Origin of the sequence: Devosia oryzisoli, from assembly GCF_014837245.1 — a bacterium.
GTDB classification, from domain to species: Bacteria; Pseudomonadota; Alphaproteobacteria; order Rhizobiales; family Devosiaceae; genus Devosia; species Devosia oryzisoli.
The window spans coordinates 149206-167421 of the sequence record NZ_JACYFU010000001.1; the positions used below are offsets into that span (position 1 = coordinate 149206).

Here is an 18216-nt window from a genome sequence, read left to right on the forward strand (position 1 = left end):
GACCTTGGGCTCGGTGTCGCGATGCGGGGTCCGAAGGGAGGAGGAGATCGGAGCGCGCCTCAGCGACGGCGCCCTTATGAACTCTACTGACTTGGTCGGCAATAAAAAACGGCACATGCCAGCCATGCAATATTGTCGCAGCCTAGTAGCCGGCAGCCGAAAAAAAACGGCTTCGCCCGAGGGGAGGGCGAAGCCGTTAAAGGGAGCGGGCACGGAGCCCGCCAGGAGGGAACGCAGCGGAAGCAAGGGAGGGAGGAGAAACATCCGCTGTGCTGAGGGGCATATAGGCTGCGTCGGGCGGGTCGCCAACCAGACATCGAGTATGCCAGCCATGCGTCATGTGCATGCCGGGCCGAGGCCTGGGGGAGTTCAGCGATGTTGCAGGTCGAGGAGGTGGGGCGGCAACTGACCCAGATGCTCCAGACGGGCGTAACGCGGGTGATCGGCCGGTTCCTCGGCATGCTCGTAGGACCAGGTGAGATCGTGCGGCACGTAGACGGCGAAGGCGCCGGCCTCGAGGGCCGGGATGATGTCGGAGCGGAGCGAGTTGCCCACCATGACCGTGTGACCTGCCCCTTCGGTGTGCTGGCTGAAAATCCGCTCATAGGCCGCGCGCGTCTTGTCCGAGACGATTTCGATGGCCGCGAAATATTCGGCGAGGCCTGATGCGGCGACCTTGCGCTCCTGGTCGAACACGTCGCCCTTGGTGACGAGAATCAGCCGGTAGCGGTCCTGCAGGTCTCCGAGAGCCTGATCGACATAGGGCAGCGTCTCGATGGGGTAGGACAGGAGCTCGCGCCCGGCGGCCAGGATTTCCGCGATCACCCGCCCGGGAACCCGATGCTCGGTGACCTCAAGGGCGGTTTCGACCATGGAGAGGGCAAACCCCTTCATGCCGAAGCCATAGAAGGACAGGTTGCGCGTGACGCTCGCGATCAGGCGGTCCTTGAGATCGGGAATGTCGGTGTAGTCCGCCAAAAGATCGGCGAAGCGCTGCTCGGTGAGGCGGAAGAAATGCTCGTTCTGCCAGAGCGTGTCATCGGCATCGAAGGCAATGGTGGTGATGCGCGGCAAGACCAATGGCTCCCGGATATGCTGACGCCAAGACCGTCCTGGGGCGGTTGGCCCGCCCCGGATCGCCCCCGGCGACTTTCCTAGTCGGCTAGAAGCTCCACTCACGGGCCTTGGCGACCAGGAAGTCGCGGAAGACGCCGACGCGCTTGGAGTTCTTGAGCGCTGGCGGATAGACGAAATAGGCTTCGTAGGCGGGCGTTTCGATCTCGGGGAGCACGCGGATCAGATCTTCCTGCCGCTCGGTCACGTAATCGGGGAGCATGGCGATGCCGATGCCCGCCTGGCAGGCCTGCAGCATGCCGTAGATGGCGTTGACCTTGAGGACAGCGCGGCGCGGCGAGGATTCGGTGCGGCCGACGCGCTCGAGATAGTTGATGTCGCCGAGATAAGACGGAACCGGCTCGCCGAAGCTGACGATGCGGTGCTCGTCGAGGTCATCGGCGCTCTTGGGCATGCCGTGCTCCTCGATATAGCTGTTGCTGGCGTAGAAATGGTTGTGGACGGTGAACAGCTTGCGCTGGATCATCTCGGACTGGTTCGGGCGGTGCAGCCGGATGGCGACGTCGGCCTCGCGCATGGCCAGGTCGAGTTCGGCGTCGTTGAGGCGCACTTCGAGCTGGATCAGCGGATAGAGCTTGATGAACTCCTCGAGGCGCGAGCTAAGCCAGGCCGAACCGATGCCCACCGTGGTGGTGACGATCAGGGGACCGGTCGGGACGTCCTGGCTTTCGGACATCTGGGTCTCGACCTGCTGGAGCTCCCAGTGCATGCGGTGGGCCGTGCGGAACAACTGCTCGCCGACCTCGGTGAGGACAAGCCCGCGCGCGTGGCGGATGAAGAGCTTGAGCCCCAGATCATCTTCGAGCGCAGAAATCTGCCGGCTGACGGCGGACTGGCTCATGCCCAGCTTTTCGGCCGCGTGGGTGAAACTGCCCGACTCGGCGGCGGTGTGGAAAATCCGGAGCTTGTCCCAGTCGAGCATTGGTGACGCTTTCTTTGTTGTTCAGCCGGGTGGGGCGACTGTGCAGGCCATAGTTGAGACCCGCGCAGGAATTATGACAGCGATAGCCTCTCCTCCGGCCGGCGCTGTCATTGTTTTACTCCGCTGCTTCTGCCAGTTCGTGTTCGGCAAGGTAGCGCTCTGCGTCGAGCGCCGCCATGCAGCCCATGCCCGCCGCCGTTACCGCCTGGCGATAGACATCGTCGGTGACGTCCCCGGCCGCAAAGACGCCGGGGATGTTGGTTTCGGTGGAGCCGGGCTTCACCTGCAGATAGCCGCCGGGCTTCATGTCGAGCTTGCCGGCGAAGATGGATGTCGCGGGGGCGTGGCCGATGGCGACGAAGACGCCGTCGATGGGCTGCTCATAGACGCGGCCCGTGACGTTGTCCTTGAGCGTCACGGCATTGACCGAAGGCGGCATGGGCGAGCCGTTGACTTCGACGACCTCGTGGTTCCAGCGTACTTCGATCTTGGGATTCTTGAACAGGCGCTCCTGCAGGATGCGCTCGGCGCGGAACTCGTCGCGGCGGTGCACCACGATGACCTTCTCGGCGAAGTTAGTGAGAAAGAGCGCCTCCTCGACGGCCGTATTGCCGCCGCCGACCACCAGCACCTGCTTGCCGCGGTAGAAGAAGCCGTCGCACGTGGCGCAGGCGGAAACCCCGAACCCCTGGAACTTCTGCTCCGAGGGCAGGCCCAGCCACTTCGCCTGGGCGCCTGTCGCGATGATGATGCTGTCGGCGGTATAGGTGTCGCCACTGTCGCCCGTGAGTATGAAGGGGCGGCGGTCGAAATCGACGTGGGTGATGATGTCGGAGACCATGCGCGTGCCGACGTGCTCGGCCTGCGCCTTCATCTGCTCCATCAGCCAGGGGCCCTGGATGACATCGGCAAAGCCGGGGTAGTTTTCGACGTCGGTGGTGATGGTCAATTGGCCACCGGGCTGCAGCCCGTGGATCATGACCGGTTCAAGCATCGCGCGGGCGGCATAGATGGCGGCGGTGTAGCCGGCCGGGCCGGAGCCGATGATGATGACTTTGGCGTGCATCGCGACGCTCTCCGAAGAAATGGGATCGCTCTCTCTTAGCCTTAGTTAAGAGGCGAAGCGGGGAGGTTTCAAGGCAAACCCGCGCGCCAGAGGGGACTGGGCGCGCGAGTGCACTGAAAACAGACACGACGGTGAGCAAATGCCCACCGTTTAAGCGTCAGATGTAGCGGATCTTGACGATCTCGTAGCTCTTGGAGCCGCCCGGGGCGGCGACCTCGAACGAATCGCCTTCCTCCTTGCCGATCATGGCGCGGGCGATCGGGGAAGAAATGGAGATGCGGCCAGCCGAGGCGTCCGCTTCCGGGTCGCCCACGATCTGGTACGTTTTTTCTTCCTCGGTGTCCTCATCGAGATACGTCACGGTGGCGCCGAACTTGACGGTCGTGCCCGAGAGCTTGCTCACATCGATGATGTCGGCGAGCGCCAGCGTCGATTCGAGTTCCTGAATGCGGCCTTCGTTGAGGCTCTGCTGTTCCTTGGCGGCGGCGTATTCTGCGTTTTCCGACAGATCGCCATGCGCCCGCGCCTCGGAAATCGCCTCAATGATGCGGCGGCGCTCGGTGGCCGTGCGATGTTCATATTCGGCGGACAGGGCCTTGTGGCCCTGCACGGTCATCGGGATCTTGTCCATACTGTCTCGCCTCCATTCGGCTCGGCAAACAAAGAAGCGCGCGCGGCAGGTTTCCCTCACAGGCCGCGTCGCGCCATCAAACTCGTGCTGCACCGGCGGCCCAGAGCCGCCCAAATGCACTTCCCCTCAGCCAAACTTCGTTCGGCGACTGCTTCACGACAAGTTTTGAGGAGAATGAGCGATAGCTTGCCTCTCCGCCGCGTTGCGGTCAAGCGCATGTCGTTTCAAGATCGACCAGTACACAACGGAACCAGGACAGCGATGATGAAGACAACGTTCACCACACTGGCCGCGGCGGCGACCCTTTGTGCCCTCCCGATCGAGGTGGCACTGGCGCAGACGGTCGAGTCCAGCGCGGGGCCGTTGACGGCCACCGTGCTGGCGGAAGGTCTCAACCACCCCTGGGGACTGGCCCTGCTTCCCGATGGCCGGTTTCTGGTGACGGAGCGGTCGGGCCAGCTGCGCGTGATCGAAAACGGTGTTGCCGGCGAGCCGATCGCGGGGGTGCCGGCGGTGGTGGCCAAGGGGCAGGGCGGCCTGCTCGACGTGGCGCTGGCGCGGGATTTTGAAACCAGCGGCCGGATCTTCCTGACCTTTTCCGAAACGCCCGAAGATGCCGGCGAACAGCGCGGCACGGGAACGGCGGTGATGGTGGCCAAGCTGACGCTGAAGGGCAATTCGGGGCAGCTGGGCAACCAGGAAACCATCTTCCGCATGAACCGGTTCGACAACTCCAACCGGCACTTCGGCTCGCGGGTGGTGGAGGATCTGGACGGCAATCTGTTCGTGACGCTGGGCGAGCGGGGCAGCATGGAGCGGGCGCAGGACCCGCAGGACCTGGCGGGCGGGGTGGTCCATATCACGCCCGATGGCGGCATCCCGCAGAACAATCCACAGCCCGAGGGATGGGCGCCCGAGTTCTGGAGCATCGGACACCGCAATCCGCAAGGGGCGACGCTGCGGGAAAGCGACGGGCAGCTCTTTACGGTGGAGCATGGGGCGATGGGCGGCGACGAACTCAACATGCCGCAGCCAGGCCGGAACTATGGCTGGCCGGTGATCACCTATGGCAAGGACTATTCCGGCCTGCCAATTGGCGACGGGACGGAAAAGCAGGGGTATGAACAGCCGCTGCATTACTGGGACCCCTCGATCTCGCCTTCGGGGCTCGACTTCTACGAGGGGCCGCTGATCCCCGAGTGGGACGGAGACCTGCTGAGCGGCGGCCTCAGCGGGCAGGTGCTGATGCGCATCGACATGGAGGGCGACACGGTGGCGGGAACGGAGCCGCTGTTCGCGGGGCAGTTAGGGCGGGTACGCGACGTGAAGGTCGGCGTGGATGGGGCGATCTACCTCATCACCGATGCCGATAATGGACGGCTGATCCGGGTGGCGCCGGAGGGCCAGTAGCGGCGTTGGTGGAGCCAACAGAAAGGGCGCGATCCCTCCCGGAAGCGCGCCCTCGCATCGTCGTTTCGGGTTGGGTCAGACAGCCGTCAGGTTGTCGGCTGCCGATTTGCCGGTCCGCTTGTCCTTGACGATTTCGTAGTTGATCTTCTGGCCCTCATCCAGGCCATTCATCCCCGAGCGCTGGACGGCGGAGATGTGGACGAACACGTCCGCGCCACCCTCGTCGGGTTGAATGAAGCCGTAGCCCTTCTGGCCATTGAACCACTTTACCGTGCCTGTTGCCATGATGCGCGTTCCCTCGTGCAATCGCTGCTGTGGCGGCCCCGGCTAACGCCGAGACCTCAGTTGATATCGAAATATCGGAAGATGACGTCAGCGAATGGCATTCGCGTCTACAGATCAGTCGGCCGCAATATTCGATTGCCAGAGCGTATCCTGAAACCGAGGCGGCATCAATATCCTGTGTAGGCACGACGAAACGCCCGGCAGAACCAGAGGCTCTGTCAGGGGGAAAGACGATCTTCAGACTATCTTCGGTCCGACGGGCCGAAGGATGAGATCCCGAAAGGCCAGGCGGGAGGCCGACTTTCGAGAGGCAGCGTGGCGAAACGCGCTGTCGAGAACCCCATACTAGGCCGGTTTGCCGCAAAGAAAAAGGGGCGGGGCGCCAGAAGGGTGACCTCTTGTGCAATTTACTTGCGTAGGGTCCCGGTTTGCGGCACATCCCGCGCGCCGCGCCGCTCGGGCCGGTTTCCTTTCGAAAGCTCCCGTCTTGACCAAGGCGTTCTTTTCCTCCGGCGACGTGATCGCCGACCGGCGCGCGGACTATGCCCGCATGCTGGCCGAAAGTGGTGACCATGCCGCTGCGGCCGACCTCATGAACCAGGCGCTCGAGATTGCACCGGACTGGGCCGCGGGCTGGGACCTGCTCGGGTCGTTTCACGAGAAGGCGGGCAATGTCTCGCACGCCATCGCCGCGTGGCGGCGGCTCGAGGCGCTGGACGACGAGGGCACGTTCGGGGCGCGGCTGAAGCTGGCCGCCTACGACGCGGGTGCCGCCGGAGAGGGAACGGCGGTCGGTTATGTCGAGGCGCTGTTCGACCAGTATGCGCCGCAGTTCGAGGCGTCGCTGGTGGGCAAGCTGGGCTACCGCGTGCCGGAGATGCTCGAGCAGATGGTGCGCGAGGAGATGGCGAAACTGGGCCTGACCTCGGTGGGCAAGGCGCTCGACCTGGGCTGCGGCACGGGCCTGATGGGCGAGCGGCTGCGCGATGCGGTCACCCATCTCGAAGGGGTCGATATTTCGGCGGCGATGATCGCCGAAACGGCGCGCAAGGGCATCTATGACAGCCTGCAGAAGGCGGAACTGGTCGCCACCCTCAATGCGCGGCGCTCCGACATCGACCTCATGACCGCGGCGGATGTCTTCATCTATTGCGGCGCGCTGCAGCCGGTGCTGGCGGCGCTGGTGCGGGCGCTGAAGCCGGGGGGTCTTGTCGCCTTCTCGCTCGAAGCGCATGACGGGGAGGAGGCGCTGTTCCTGCGGCCGAGCCTGCGTTACGCGCATGGCATCGGGCCGACGCGCGAGGCGCTGGTGGTGGCGGGGCTGGAGGTGCTGCGCTTCGAGACGGCGATCCTCCGCTTCGACCGCGGCGCGCCCATCACGGGCATCCTCGTTCTCGCCCGGCGGCCGGCGATCGATGTGTCGGCGGCCAACGAGGTGGCGGACGGCGACGATCGCGCGGCCTAGCCAAGGCGCCGTCCTCTTGGCACAAGGGCAGGGACGATTGCCCCGGAGCCGCCCATGAACGCCATTCGCCACGATTTCCGTTCGGACACTGTCACGCGCCCGACATCCGCCATGCGGGCCGCAATGGCCGAGGCGGAGGTGGGCGACGACGTCTTCGGCGATGACCCGTCCGTCAACCGGCTCGAGCAGCGCATGGCGGGCCTGCTGGGCAAGGCGGCGGCGATGTTCGTGCCCTCCGGCACTATGTCGAACCTTTTGGCGCTGATGAGCCACTGCGGCCGGGGCGACGAATTCATCGCGGGGCAGAACGCGCATTGCTACAAATACGAGGCCGGCGGGGCGGCGGTGCTGGGCTCGATCCAGCCGCAGCCGATCGCGCACCGGCCCGACGGCACGATGGACCCGCGCGAGGTCGAAGGCGCGATCAAGGCCGGCGACATCCACTTTGCCACGACGCGCGTGATCGCGCTGGAGAACACCTTTGGCGGGCGGGTGCTGCCGGTCGAGTACATGCATGAGATCGCCGGCATTGCCCGGCGGCACGGGCTCGGACTGCATCTCGACGGCGCGCGGGCGTTCAACGCCTGCGTGGCGCTGGGGATGGAGATCAGCGACTTCACGTCGCCGTTCGACACGGTTTCCATATGCCTCTCCAAGGGCCTGGGCGCGCCTATTGGATCAGTGCTGGTTGGGCGCGCGGACCTGATCGAGATAGCGCGGCGCAATCGCAAGATGCTGGGTGGCGGTATGCGGCAGGCGGGGATCCTGGCGGCAGCCGGGCTTTATGCGGTCGAGAATCATGTGGCGCGGCTGGCCGAGGATCATCAGCGGGCCAGGCGGCTGGCGGAGGGGCTGGCTCAGCACAAGGCGCTGAAGGTCGTGATGCCCGATACCAACATCCTCTGGATCGAGGCCGAGGCGGAGCTTGGGGATCGGCTCGGCCATTATCTTGGCGAGCACGGTGTGGGGATCAGCGGCCGCTACGGCCAGCAGCGCTGGGTGACCCACCTTGATGTCACCGACGAAGATGTCGATGGCGCGCTGGCGCTGGTCGACAGGTTCTTCGCGAATTGAGATGAAGCGCCCGGGCGGCCCGGGCACTTCGGTCCTCAGCTCTGCTTCCAGAAGGCGTGGAGGCCTCTTATGTCGGGGGAGGTAAGGAGCGGCATGGCGGCCGAGATCTTTTCGACCGGCCAATCCCACCAAGCCATTCCGAGCAGCAGGGCGATGTCCTCATCGGTAAAGCGCTTGCGGATGGGTTTTGCGGGATTGCCCCCGACGATGGTGTAAGGCTCCACGTCCTTGGTGACGAGGGCGCGGGTGCCGATGACGGCGCCATGGCCCACAGTGACGCCGGGCATGATGATGGCTTCCGAGCCGATCCAGACATCGTTGCCGATCACCGTGTCCCCGGCGAGCTGGAAGGCATTTCTGGCGTCAGCAAATTCCGGTGCTTCGGGGACGAAGGCGAAGGGGAAGGTGCTGATCCAGTCGCTCCGGTGGCCCTGATTGCCGGCCATGATGAAGGCGGCGCCTGAGCCGATGGAGCAGAAGGCGCCGACGAGGAGGCGGTCGACGCCGGGCTCGGTCGACAGGTAGCGGGCGCAGTCGTCAAAGCTGTGGCCATGATAGTAGCCGGAATAATAGCTGTAGCGGCCGACCACTATGTTGGGGTTGGTGACCTGACGGTCGAGCGGGATGCCGAGGAACGGGCTTTCGAAATAGTTGGACATGAGTGTTCCATGAGGTGAGCGTACTAAAAAGCGCGCAGCACGAAAGGCCGGCGCGGTGCCGTTAGTCAGCGTTCCTTGCGCGTGTCAGGCGCGGGGGAACGCGATGGCGGTGGTACAGTGGGCCTGCTTCATGGTGCCCCGGTTTTAGGTGGGACGGCGCCTGTTGTCGAGCCTGGCCGCAGGCGGCCGGAAGGAGGCATTCCAATGACCCCAGAAATGCGTGACGAGCTGGCGATTCGGCACTTGATCGAGGATTGGGTCGTGCGGCAGTGGAGTGCTTCGGGAAAGTCTGGCACAGCTCGACCGTGACCTCCTGTCGCGCTTTCCAGAGGGCTACCGCTACCTGGCCTATCTGCAGACCCGCGTGGGCTACGCGGTCAAGCGCGACATGCCGGGGCCGGACGGGCCGCTGCTGGATGAACTCTATGCTTGCGGAGCGCGGTGGCTAAGGGGCCAACCGCATGGCTGGCCCGAGCACTGAGGTTGCAGAGAGGTCATTGCCGGACGGGGACACCCGTTGCTCAGCGCCCCTGCGGGAGGTTCAGGGCCCGGATGGCCCAGGGCAGGGCCGTCGAGAGCTGTTGGCGCTGCACGCGGCGGACAAAGGGGGCGTCAGGAATGTCGGGGAGGCCGGCGCGGGCGGCGAAAAAGCCGGCCACCGCCGCGGCAGTGGCCGGGGCGTCCGGCAGGATGGTCTCCGGCAGGGGGCCGCCCTCGTAGGCGAGACTGGGAAGGAAGAAACCCAGGTCCACCTCGGGGCTCGAGACACCTGCCTCGGCCCAGTCGACGATTTTTACCCCGCTGGTGGTCATGCAGATGTTGTCGCTGCGCAGGTCGAAATGCGTGAGAGCGGTGCCGGAGGTATCGCAGCTTGCTTCGGCCGCAAGAAGCAGCGGCAAAGCGTGATCGAGCCACTGGCTGGTCACGAGGCCGAGGGAGAGGAAGGCGGACGGGTCCTCAGCGACCACCGTCCAGCCTGAATCCGTCATGTCGCCCAGACCGCGCGGCGGCAGATCGGCGGTGAGGCCATGCATGTGGCGGATGGTGTCCAGCACGGGATCGAGCACCGCCGGGGTCCAGGGTGGGGGCCAGGTGGCATCGCTCAGGGCTTCGATCGCGAGCAGTGGCGTGTGCGGGTGGGCCTCGGCCCCGTAAAGGCGCGGCAGGAAGGGCGCGTCGATCCTCCGATAGGCGTCGATCTCGCGGTTGACCATCCCAGCCGTCAACGGCGTGGTGGCGTGTTTGACGAAAGCAGACCGGGGTCCGTCGGTCACACGGTAGCGAGCCGCCGGCGTGTATCCGCCGGCGACTGGAAACCATTCGGTGGGGGTCCAGCCGAGAAGGCGGGTGGCGCGCGCCTGAACTTCGGGATCAGGCGCGCCCGGGATCATGCGGCAAAATATTCCTGCAGGGCACGGACCTGCAGATTGCCGTGGCGGTAGGCGACGATGCCTTCGACGGCGGCGAGGGCGCCATCGATGGTGGTGTAGTAGGGGATTTTCGACAGGAGTGCGGTGCGGCGAATGTCGCGGCTGTCGCTAATCGACTTGAGGCCATCGGTGGTGTTGATCACCAGTTGCACGCCGCCATTCTTCATGCTGTCCACGATGTGCGGACGGCCTTCGAGCACCTTGTTGATCTTGGTGGCGGGGACGTTGTTGTCGACGAGGTAACGCTGAGTGCCGTCGGTGGCCAGGATGGTGAAGCCGGCCTCGACCAGATGGCGGGCGAGATCGACGATATATTCCTTGTCCTGATCGCGCACGGAAATGAAGGCGGTGCCCGACGAGGGAACCTTGGAGCCGGCCCCCATCTGCGACTTGGCGAAGGCCATGGCGAAATCGGTGTCGAGGCCGATGACTTCGCCCGTCGACTTCATCTCCGGGCCGAGCACCGTGTCGACGCCGGGGAAGCGGTTGAACGGGAACACGGCTTCCTTGACGGCGATGTGCTTGAGCTTCTTTTCCGTGAGGTTGAAGCTCGCGAGGCTTTCGCCCGCCATGATGCGCGAGGCGATCTTGGCGATGGGTTCGCCAATAACCTTGGCGACGAACGGCACGGTGCGCGAGGCGCGCGGGTTCACTTCGAGCAGGTAGATGACGTCGTCCTTGATGGCGAACTGGACGTTCATCAGGCCGCCGACCTTGAGCGCGAAGGCCAGTTCCGCCGTCTGGCGCTTGAGCTCGGCGATGATCTCGGGCGAGAGGGTGCGCGGGGGCAAGGAGCAAGCGCTGTCGCCGGAATGGATGCCGGCTTCCTCGATGTGCTCCATGATACCGGCCACGAAGACGTCCTTGCCGTCGCAAAGACAGTCGACGTCGACTTCGGTGGCGCCGGAGAGATAGGCGTCGAAAAGGAGCGGGTTGTCGGAGAGGACGGAGTTGATCTGGCCCGTCCTGTCGTTGGGGTAGCGCTGCAGGATATCGGGCGGCACGAGGCCGGTCAGCGTGTCCTGCACGTAGCGCTCGAACTCGCTGGCCGAATGGACGATGGCCATGGCGCGGCCGCCCAGCACGTAGGAGGGGCGGATGACCAGCGGATAGCCCAAGCGTTCGGCGACGAGGCGCGCCTGCTCGAGGCTATAGGCGATGCCGTTCTTGGGCTGGGTGAGCTCGAGCCGGTTCAGGAGCTTCATGAACTGGTCGCGGTCTTCGGCCAGGTCGATGGAGTCGGGCTGGGTGCCGAGGATCGGCACGCCGGCCTTCTGCACCGCTTCGGCGAGGTTGAGCGGGGTCTGGCCACCGAACTGCACGATGACGCCATGCAGGGTGCCGTTCTGCTTTTCGGTGAGCAGGATCTCGATGACGTCCTCTTCCGTGAGCGGCTCGAAATAGAGACGATCGGAGGTGTCGTAGTCGGTCGAGACGGTTTCGGGATTGCAGTTGACCATGATGGTCTCGTAGCCGGCATCGGCCAGCGCGAAGGCGGCATGACAGCAGCAATAGTCGAACTCGATGCCCTGGCCGATGCGGTTCGGCCCGCCGCCGAGGATCACGACCTTCTTGCGGTCGGAGGGGCGGGCTTCGTCGTCCACCTGCCCGGCAAAGGGCATCTCGTAGGTCGAGTACATGTAGGCGGTGGGCGAGGCGAACTCCGCCGCGGAGGTATCGATGCGCTTGTAGGCGGGGCGCACCGACAGGCTGTGCCGGAGCTTGCGCACGTCGGAGGCTTTGAGGCCAGCCAATTGCGCAAGGCGGGCGTCGGAAAAGCCCATGGATTTGAGCATGCGCAGGGTCGCGGCTTCCTGCGGCAGGCCGAATTCACGGACCTTGGCCTCCATGTCGACGATGCCGCGCATCTGCTCGAGGAACCACGGGTCGATCTTGCAGGCCTCGTAGATTTCCTCGTTGGAGACGCCCAGCCGCATGGCTTCGGCCACGTGGAGGAGGCGATTGGGGGTCGGGGTGCCAAGGGCAGCCTTGATGGCGTTCTTGTCCTCGCCTTCGCCGAGGCCGGGAATGCCGACTTCGTTGAGGCCGGTGAGGCCGGTTTCGAGGCTGCGCAGGGCCTTTTGCAGCGATTCCTGGAAGGTGCGGCCGATGGCCATGGCTTCGCCCACCGACTTCATCGAGGTGGTGAGGCGATTGTCGGCGCCCGGGAATTTCTCGAAGGCGAAACGCGGGATCTTGGTGACGACGTAGTCGATGGCGGGCTCGAAGCTGGCGGGCGTGGCGCCGCCGGTGATGTCGTTTTCGAGCTCGTCGAGCGTGTAGCCGACGGCCAGGCGCGCCGCGACCTTGGCGATGGGGAAGCCGGTGGCCTTGGACGCCAGGGCCGAGGAGCGCGAGACGCGCGGGTTCATCTCGATGACGACCATGCGGCCGTCCTTGGGGTTGATGCCGAACTGGACGTTGGAGCCGCCGGTTTCGACGCCGATCTCGCGCAGCACCGCCAGCGAGGCGTCGCGCATGATCTGGTATTCCTTGTCGGTCAGGGTCAGGGCCGGGGCGACGGTGATGCTGTCGCCGGTGTGCACGCCCATGGGATCGATGTTCTCGATGGCGCAGACGATGATGCAGTTGTCCTTCTTGTCGCGGACAACTTCCATCTCGAACTCCTTCCAGCCGAGGACGGATTCCTCGACGAGGACTTCGTTGGTCGGCGAGGCGTCGATGCCGCTCTCGCAGATGGCGAGATACTCCTCGCGGTTGTAGGCGATGCCGCCGCCAGTGCCGCCCAGGGTGAAGCTGGGGCGGATGATGCAGGGCAGGCCGATGACCTCGAGCGCCTGCAACGCCTCGATGGTGTTGTGCGCCAGCATGGAGCGCGGGGTCTCGAGGCCGATCTTCTTCATGGCATCGCGGAAGAGCTCGCGATCCTCGGCCTTGTCGATGGCTTCGGAGTCGGCGCCGATCATCTCGACGTTGAACTTGTCGAGCACACCCATCTTCTTGAGGCTGAGGGCGCAGTTGAGCGCGGTCTGGCCGCCCATGGTGGGCAGAAGCGCGTCGGGTCGCTCCTTTTCGATGATCTTGGCGACCACTTCGGGGGTGATCGGCTCCATATAGGTGGCGTCGGCCAGATCCGGATCGGTCATGATGGTGGCCGGATTGGAGTTGACCAGGATGATGCGGTAGCCCTCTTCGCGCAGGGCCTTGCACGCCTGGGTGCCGGAATAGTCGAACTCGCAGGCCTGTCCGATAATGATGGGGCCTGCACCGATGATGAGGATCGACTTGATATCGGTACGTTTTGGCATGGCGCTCGCTCTATCTGGACCTGGTCAGATGGGCGAGGGAATCGCCCGGACGCACCTGTCCGCGCGAAACCCGCGTGGCCGTTGAGCACAGCAGCGCAGGGGAGAAAACCGGACGTGGTGGTTAGGCGGGCGGTTTAGCCGAAGAGTCGCGCGAAGGGAAGGGGGCGGAGGGCAGCTCTTTGGTCCGCTGCGGCCGAGCCCGCCTTCGATGGAAACAACAGCGGGCTTGCGGAGGCGAGGGTGCCCGATCACAGAGCGCCGCCGAGGAGGTATCGGCGGACGCTATAACTCAGGTTAGCGACACCGTGTTCCCGGCGTCCTAACGTGGATCACAGGGCCGGCCCTTTCCGTGGCACCGGTTCCGGCAGTGCGGCCTGCGCAGACGGGCTTTCTGTCGCCACATCACCCAAGGGTGGCGACCAATGACTTCCTCTTTTCGTTCGGCTTTGACCTGCCCGCGATGTGGCCAGACCAATGTCATCGCTGCCGCCGACCTTCCGCCGGGCAGCGAGTTGCATTGTTCCTGCTGCAAGAGCCTGATCGGCCGATGGGCGCAGACCGCCAAGGGCAAGGGATTCGTGCCCGAAACCTCCAATCCGCGGGCTGGCCTTGACAATGAAGTCAATAGGGCCGATCTTTAAGCCATACGTTTTCTGCCCATGTTGGCGACCTGATCCCACCGGCCTGCCGGTTGCTTGGCTTTCCTTCCGAACCGCGAACGTTGTTAGACCCGCTGTCGCACACTGCACTGCGGGAACTGCTCGTTTGCGATGCACCGAGCCAATCGAAAGTTGCCCCCATGATCAATGGCACCGTAAAATTCTTCAATTCGACCAAAGGCTTCGGCTTCATCACGCCGGAGACCGGCGGGAAGGACGTCTTCGTGCATATTTCGGCCCTCGAGCGGGCTGGTTTGTCCATGCTGCCCGATGGGCAGAAGGTGACCTACGACCTCGAGCACGGCCGCGATGGGCGGGAGTCGGCCATCAACCTGCAGCTCGCCTAAGTCTGGACAGGCGGAGACGCTCGGCGTTTCCGCCGCCTTTTTGGAGCGTGTCAATGACGTATCGCTATAAAGTGGGTCAGATGCTGGAGTTGCGCGCCGCGCCCCGCCACAGCAACCGCCCGGCGGGTCCCTGCGAAGTCGTGGCCTGCCTGCCGCACGAGAAGGGGCCGGTGCTCTACCGGGTGAAGGCCCTCGACGAGAGCTATGAGCGGGTCGTCGACGAGATCGACGTAAGGCCGAGTTCTGTCACCAAGACGCCGAAAGGCGCGGCGGAAGCCTTGTTTTCCATCGCCGTCAGCAAGCGCTAGCGCTTTCAGCTTTCCCAAAGTCCGGTGAGGCGTCGAGCGCTGCCCAAGGGGCGACGCGCCTTCAAACACGCCCTGTCACCGGGGCGACATCAAATTCCTACAGGATGAGGCGAGCCGCGCGATGTCACGCTGCGGCTCCTCATTGGCGGCACGGCCGCCGGCCGACACCGTCGGCAGAAAGTTTTCTCATGACCATTTCCATACTCAATCATCCGGCAGAGCTGCTTCTCGGTAGTGACGCCCGTACCGCCCAAGCGATGGGCGCCCGCCAGTTTCGCAGCGCCGCCAAGGCGGTGCGTTTCGCAATGGAGCACGCCGCTCCCGTCAGCCTTCGCGGCGCGCTGCTCCGGATCGGCGACCTGTCGCTGGGACCGGACCAGATCCGCGCCCTGCATCGCCAGATGCACCAGCTCGGGCAGTCGCGTCGATCCGGCCACTGAAGGGCCCTCTACCGGCACACTTTCGCTAGAAAACGCGAGACCCCTGCTCAGGCCGCGTGGGCTCGGGCGGGGCGGTGCATGGCGGCAAGGATGTCGTCGAGCCGATAGGGCTTGGGAAGAAAAACGGCATTGGGCGGAAGGTCTTCGGGCTTAGGCCTTACGCCCCCTGACACTACCACGATGGGCATGTCGGGCCGGAGGCGGGCGGCGTAGCGGGCGAGGTCGAGACCGGTCAGGTCGCCCGGCATTTCAATGTCGGTGACTATGGCATCGATCGACCGATCCAAGAGCGCTGCCGCGCTGCGCGCCGTGGTGGCGGGAACGACGGCGTAGCCGTGTTCGCCAAGCTGGTCGACAAGATCGAGCAGCAGGATGGCATGATCTTCGGCAACGAGAATACGCGATACACTGGACATTTTCGGTTTCCCCATCCGTCCGTTCGAATGGGAAAGCGCAATGGCAAGCCATCCGTTGCCAGCCATTCCTGCATAGCTGCCATCATGGTTACCATTTGGTTCAAATTGTAGAGGAACGCCCCGAAACACAGGTTGTATGGGCTTAAGGAATGTCCGTTAGCGTACCTCCTGCGGGAGGAACGGCATGAACAGGCAGTCGGGCGTTTATCTATCGGAGGTTGTGGGGGCGCTGAGCTATGCTCTGGACATTACCGAGGGGCAGCCCGTGGGGCACAGCCTGCGCTGCTGCTGGATCGGGATGCATGTGGGGCAGCGGCTGGGGCTCAGCGAAAGCGAGCTCTCCGATCTCTACTACACGGTCCTGCTCAAGGATATCGGCTGCAGCTCGAATGCGGCGCGCATCTGCAGTCTCTATCTTGCCGATGACCTCGATTTCAAAGGCAACTACAAGAGCGTCGACACCAAGCTGCCCGAAATTCTCCGCTTTCTGATCGCCAACACAGCGCGCCAATCGGGGCTGGTGGAGCGGCTGCGCACCATGATCCATGTCGCGCGCAATGGCGGAGAGATTGCCCGCGAGCTGATCGACACGCGCTGCCATCGTGGGGCCGACATCGCCCGCAGCATGCGCTTTTCCGAGGCGGTGGCGCGGGGCATTCTCGACCTCGACGAGCATTGGGATGGTTCGGGCCAGCCGCTGCGGCGGGCGGGCGAGGACATTTCGCTCTTTGCCCGCATTGCCCTCATGGCGCAGGTGATCGACGTGTTCTTCATGCGCGGGGGCGCGGCTGTGGCCGTGGCCGAGGCGCAGGACCGGGCCGGGCGCTGGTTCGATCCCCGTCTGGTTGCGATCGTGAGCCAGCTTGCGGACGACGCGGCCTTCTGGGCGACGCTGCTGGCCAACGACCTGCCCGAGCGTGTGGCTGCGCTGGAGCCGCCGGCGCTGATGCGGCAGGTCGACGAGGATTATCTGGACGACATCGCCGCCGGATTTGCGCAGGTGGTGGATGCCAAGAGCCCGTTCACGGCCGGCCACAGCGATCGCGTCTCCCTGTTCGCCGACCTCATTGCCGAAGAGCTTGGCCATGCGCCGGAGCGGCGGCGGTGGCTCAAGCGCGCGGCGCTGCTGCATGACATCGGCAAGCTGGGCGTTTCCAACAGCGTGCTCGACAAGAACGGGCGGCTAGACGAGGACGAGTGGCGACAAATCCGCCGCCATCCCGAGCTGGGCCGCACGATCCTTTCCAAAATCTCGGTGTTCCACGACATGGCGCGGATTGCGGGGGATCACCATGAGCGGCTGGATGGCAAGGGCTATCCCTGCGCCATTGGCGGGAGCGATATCGACCTCGATACGCGCATTGTCACGGCTGCCGACATCTTCGACGCCCTGACGGCCGACCGCCCCTACCGCAAGGCGATGAGCGTCCCGGAAGCCTTCGCCATCATGCGGGCCGATGTGGGGACGGCGCTCGATCCGGTGGTGCTGGCGGCGCTGGAGTGCGGCTTTGCCCGGCTGCATGGCGTCGCGGCGGAGGGGGCGGACCAAGCTGCCTAAAGCTGCGCCCGGTAGAGGGCGACACGAATGCCGCCATGCAGCACCGGGGGGAGCGGTGGGTCGAAGCGCAGGCCGGTCGCCTGGGCCAACGCCTTGTCGGCCGTGACGATGCCCACACGCCAGCCGGGGAAGCGGGTCTTGAGGACCGTGCCGAGCATGCGGTGCAGTGCCATCAGCGGCGCCTTGTTGCCGATGCGGGTGCCATAGGGTGGATTGACGATCACCAGGCCCGCCTGACCCTCGGGGGGCTGCAGGTCCTCGATGGCCTGGACGCTGAAGCGGGTGGAGGGTGCGACGCCTGCGCGAGCGGCGTTTTCGCTGGCCATGCGGATGGCGCCTGCATCGCGGTCTGAGCCGTGGAACAGCGCGGAGGAAAGTGGCTGAGGAGGCTGCGCGCGCAGGGCCAGCCAGTCCCGAGCCTTGAAGGACGGCAAGTGTTCGAAGGCAAAGCTGCGCTCGCGGCCCGGATGGAGGCCGGCGGCGATCTCGGCGGCTTCGATGACGAAGGTGCCGGATCCGCACATCGGGTCGAGCACCGGCTCCGTGCCGGTATAGCCGCATTGGCGCAGGAACATGGCGGCCATGGTCTCGCGCATGGGAGCCTTGCTGACGGCCTCCTTGAAGCCGCGCTTGTGCAGCGACTCGCCGGTGCTATCGAGGCTCAGCGTCACCAGATCATCTTCGATGCGGACCATGATCCGCAGAGGGGCCGCTTCGTCGATCGGGGCGCCGAATTCCTGGGTGATGGCGGTGGCCACGCGCTGGGCGGCGGCGCCGGCGTGGTAGATGCGGGAGCGGCGGCAACTGGCCTCGACATGCACCGGCACATTGCGCCGGAGCACATGGCTCCAATCGACCTTGCGGGCGCGCTTGTCGAGTTGCGCCAGGTGCATGGCGCGGAAGCTGGCAAAGCGGACAAGCACGCGCGTGGCGCCGCGCAGGACCAGATTGGCGCGCCAGACGTCCGGCCAGCCTCCGGCGAGGCTGACGCCGCCATCGACGATCTTTGCCTCGGCGAAGCCAGCCTGCCGGGCTTCCTCGGCGAGGGGCGCCTCGAGGCCGGGCGTGGCCACAAGGAAGATGTCGAGCGCGGTGTCGGTCATGGCCGAGCAGTAGCGGGGCCCAGAGCCGGTGGCAATGGCA

The 18216-nt window shown here is 65.0% G+C and carries 18 protein-coding genes; 8 read left to right on the forward strand and 10 right to left on the reverse strand.

Going from position 1 to position 18216, the window contains the following annotated elements; genetic code table 11:
* Positions 1-369 precede the first annotated feature (369 nt).
* The 4 genes from IC608_RS00770 to greA all read right to left on the reverse strand — a co-directional run bounded on the left by IC608_RS00770 (position 370) and on the right by greA (position 3753).
* Positions 370-1080 (reverse strand): HAD family hydrolase, encoded by a 711-nt coding sequence (locus IC608_RS00770; protein WP_210316168.1) that lies wholly within the window; start codon positions 1078-1080, stop codon positions 370-372.
* Positions 1081-1162: 82 nt separating this feature from the next.
* Positions 1163-2056 carry a LysR family transcriptional regulator gene (locus tag IC608_RS00775; protein ID WP_191772131.1) on the reverse strand — a complete coding sequence of 298 codons (894 nt, stop codon included), beginning with the start codon at positions 2054-2056 and terminating at the stop codon, positions 1163-1165.
* A 115-nt stretch (positions 2057-2171) separates the two neighbouring features.
* A complete protein-coding gene (gene trxB, locus IC608_RS00780) occupies positions 2172-3122 on the reverse strand; it encodes a thioredoxin-disulfide reductase (protein WP_191772132.1) in 951 nt (316 codons plus the stop codon).
* Positions 3123-3279: 157 nt separating this feature from the next.
* On the reverse strand, positions 3280-3753 hold the full coding sequence (greA, locus tag IC608_RS00785; protein ID WP_191772133.1) for a transcription elongation factor GreA: 474 nt from the start codon (positions 3751-3753) through the stop codon (positions 3280-3282).
* A 264-nt stretch (positions 3754-4017) separates the two neighbouring features.
* Here greA and IC608_RS00790 point away from each other — a divergent pair, with 264 nt between their 5' ends.
* Complete coding sequence (locus IC608_RS00790) at positions 4018-5163, forward strand: PQQ-dependent sugar dehydrogenase (RefSeq protein WP_191772134.1); 1146 nt, start codon at positions 4018-4020, stop codon at positions 5161-5163.
* 75 nt (positions 5164-5238) lie between these two features.
* Here the strand turns inward: IC608_RS00790 and IC608_RS00795 are convergent, their stop codons facing one another.
* Complete coding sequence (locus tag IC608_RS00795) at positions 5239-5448, reverse strand: cold-shock protein (protein ID WP_191772135.1); 210 nt, start codon at positions 5446-5448, stop codon at positions 5239-5241.
* A 487-nt stretch (positions 5449-5935) separates the two neighbouring features.
* Here IC608_RS00795 and IC608_RS00800 point away from each other — a divergent pair, with 487 nt between their 5' ends.
* Both IC608_RS00800 and ltaE read left to right on the forward strand, forming a co-directional pair.
* Positions 5936-6913 (forward strand): class I SAM-dependent DNA methyltransferase, encoded by a 978-nt coding sequence (locus tag IC608_RS00800; protein WP_248306136.1) that lies wholly within the window; start codon positions 5936-5938, stop codon positions 6911-6913.
* A gap of 54 nt (positions 6914-6967) precedes the next feature.
* Positions 6968-7987, forward strand: a complete 1020-nt coding sequence (ltaE, locus tag IC608_RS00805) for a low-specificity L-threonine aldolase (RefSeq protein ID WP_191772136.1) — start codon at positions 6968-6970, stop codon at positions 7985-7987.
* Between the two features lie 35 nt (positions 7988-8022).
* Here the strand turns inward: ltaE and catB are convergent, their stop codons facing one another.
* Complete coding sequence (gene catB / locus IC608_RS00810; protein ID WP_191772137.1) at positions 8023-8646, reverse strand: type B chloramphenicol O-acetyltransferase; 624 nt, start codon at positions 8644-8646, stop codon at positions 8023-8025.
* A 274-nt stretch (positions 8647-8920) separates the two neighbouring features.
* Here catB and IC608_RS00815 point away from each other — a divergent pair, with 274 nt between their 5' ends.
* Positions 8921-9127: a hypothetical protein gene (locus IC608_RS00815; protein WP_191772138.1), complete on the forward strand. Its 207-nt coding sequence runs from the start codon at positions 8921-8923 to the stop codon at positions 9125-9127.
* 40 nt (positions 9128-9167) lie between these two features.
* On the opposite strand, the gene IC608_RS00820 is transcribed toward IC608_RS00815, so the two are convergent.
* Both IC608_RS00820 and carB read right to left on the reverse strand, forming a co-directional pair.
* Positions 9168-10037 (reverse strand): phosphotransferase, encoded by an 870-nt coding sequence (locus tag IC608_RS00820; RefSeq protein ID WP_191772139.1) that lies wholly within the window; start codon positions 10035-10037, stop codon positions 9168-9170.
* Positions 10034-13345: a carbamoyl-phosphate synthase large subunit gene (carB, locus tag IC608_RS00825; RefSeq protein ID WP_191772140.1), complete on the reverse strand. Its 3312-nt coding sequence runs from the start codon at positions 13343-13345 to the stop codon at positions 10034-10036. The genes IC608_RS00820 and carB overlap by 4 nt, the downstream gene beginning before the upstream one ends.
* 799 nt (positions 13346-14144) lie before the next feature.
* On the opposite strand from carB, the gene IC608_RS00830 reads away from it, so the two are divergent.
* From IC608_RS00830 to IC608_RS00840, 3 genes are all read left to right on the forward strand, one after another.
* Positions 14145-14351 carry a cold-shock protein gene (locus IC608_RS00830; RefSeq protein WP_191772141.1) on the forward strand — a complete coding sequence of 69 codons (207 nt, stop codon included), beginning with the start codon at positions 14145-14147 and terminating at the stop codon, positions 14349-14351.
* Between the two features lie 53 nt (positions 14352-14404).
* On the forward strand, positions 14405-14659 hold the full coding sequence (locus tag IC608_RS00835; protein ID WP_191772142.1) for a hypothetical protein: 255 nt from the start codon (positions 14405-14407) through the stop codon (positions 14657-14659).
* Positions 14660-14847: 188 nt separating this feature from the next.
* Positions 14848-15099, forward strand: coding sequence for a hypothetical protein (locus tag IC608_RS00840; protein ID WP_191772143.1), 252 nt, complete (start codon positions 14848-14850; stop codon positions 15097-15099).
* A gap of 47 nt (positions 15100-15146) precedes the next feature.
* Here the strand turns inward: IC608_RS00840 and IC608_RS00845 are convergent, their stop codons facing one another.
* On the reverse strand, positions 15147-15515 hold the full coding sequence (locus IC608_RS00845; RefSeq protein ID WP_191772144.1) for a response regulator: 369 nt from the start codon (positions 15513-15515) through the stop codon (positions 15147-15149).
* A 184-nt stretch (positions 15516-15699) separates the two neighbouring features.
* Here IC608_RS00845 and IC608_RS00850 point away from each other — a divergent pair, with 184 nt between their 5' ends.
* Complete coding sequence (locus IC608_RS00850; RefSeq protein WP_191772145.1) at positions 15700-17073, forward strand: HD-GYP domain-containing protein; 1374 nt, start codon at positions 15700-15702, stop codon at positions 17071-17073.
* On the opposite strand, the gene IC608_RS00855 is transcribed toward IC608_RS00850, so the two are convergent.
* Positions 17070-18176, reverse strand: coding sequence for a THUMP domain-containing class I SAM-dependent RNA methyltransferase (locus IC608_RS00855; RefSeq protein ID WP_191772146.1), 1107 nt, complete (start codon positions 18174-18176; stop codon positions 17070-17072). The genes IC608_RS00850 and IC608_RS00855 overlap by 4 nt on opposite strands.
* Positions 18177-18216 lie beyond the last annotated feature (40 nt).

Excerpts from the sequence above, each read along its gene's own strand:
- IC608_RS00775 (WP_191772131.1), bottom strand. The coding sequence starts at position 2,056 with ATGCTCGACTGGGACAAGCTCCGGATTTTCCACACCGCCGCCGAGTCG.
- trxB (WP_191772132.1), bottom strand. The coding sequence starts at position 3,122 with ATGCACGCCAAAGTCATCATCATCGGCTCCGGCCCGGCCGGCTACACC.
- greA (WP_191772133.1), bottom strand. The coding sequence starts at position 3,753 with ATGGACAAGATCCCGATGACCGTGCAGGGCCACAAGGCCCTGTCCGCC.
- IC608_RS00790 (WP_191772134.1), top strand. The coding sequence starts at position 4,018 with ATGAAGACAACGTTCACCACACTGGCCGCGGCGGCGACCCTTTGTGCC.
- IC608_RS00795 (WP_191772135.1), bottom strand. The coding sequence starts at position 5,448 with ATGGCAACAGGCACGGTAAAGTGGTTCAATGGCCAGAAGGGCTACGGC.
- ltaE (WP_191772136.1), top strand. The coding sequence starts at position 6,968 with ATGAACGCCATTCGCCACGATTTCCGTTCGGACACTGTCACGCGCCCG.
- catB (WP_191772137.1), bottom strand. The coding sequence starts at position 8,646 with ATGTCCAACTATTTCGAAAGCCCGTTCCTCGGCATCCCGCTCGACCGT.
- IC608_RS00820 (WP_191772139.1), bottom strand. The coding sequence starts at position 10,037 with ATGATCCCGGGCGCGCCTGATCCCGAAGTTCAGGCGCGCGCCACCCGC.
- carB (WP_191772140.1), bottom strand. The coding sequence starts at position 13,345 with ATGCCAAAACGTACCGATATCAAGTCGATCCTCATCATCGGTGCAGGC.
- IC608_RS00830 (WP_191772141.1), top strand. The coding sequence starts at position 14,145 with ATGATCAATGGCACCGTAAAATTCTTCAATTCGACCAAAGGCTTCGGC.
- IC608_RS00835 (WP_191772142.1), top strand. The coding sequence starts at position 14,405 with ATGACGTATCGCTATAAAGTGGGTCAGATGCTGGAGTTGCGCGCCGCG.
- IC608_RS00840 (WP_191772143.1), top strand. The coding sequence starts at position 14,848 with ATGACCATTTCCATACTCAATCATCCGGCAGAGCTGCTTCTCGGTAGT.
- IC608_RS00845 (WP_191772144.1), bottom strand. The coding sequence starts at position 15,515 with ATGTCCAGTGTATCGCGTATTCTCGTTGCCGAAGATCATGCCATCCTG.
- IC608_RS00850 (WP_191772145.1), top strand. The coding sequence starts at position 15,700 with ATGAACAGGCAGTCGGGCGTTTATCTATCGGAGGTTGTGGGGGCGCTG.
- IC608_RS00855 (WP_191772146.1), bottom strand. The coding sequence starts at position 18,176 with ATGACCGACACCGCGCTCGACATCTTCCTTGTGGCCACGCCCGGCCTC.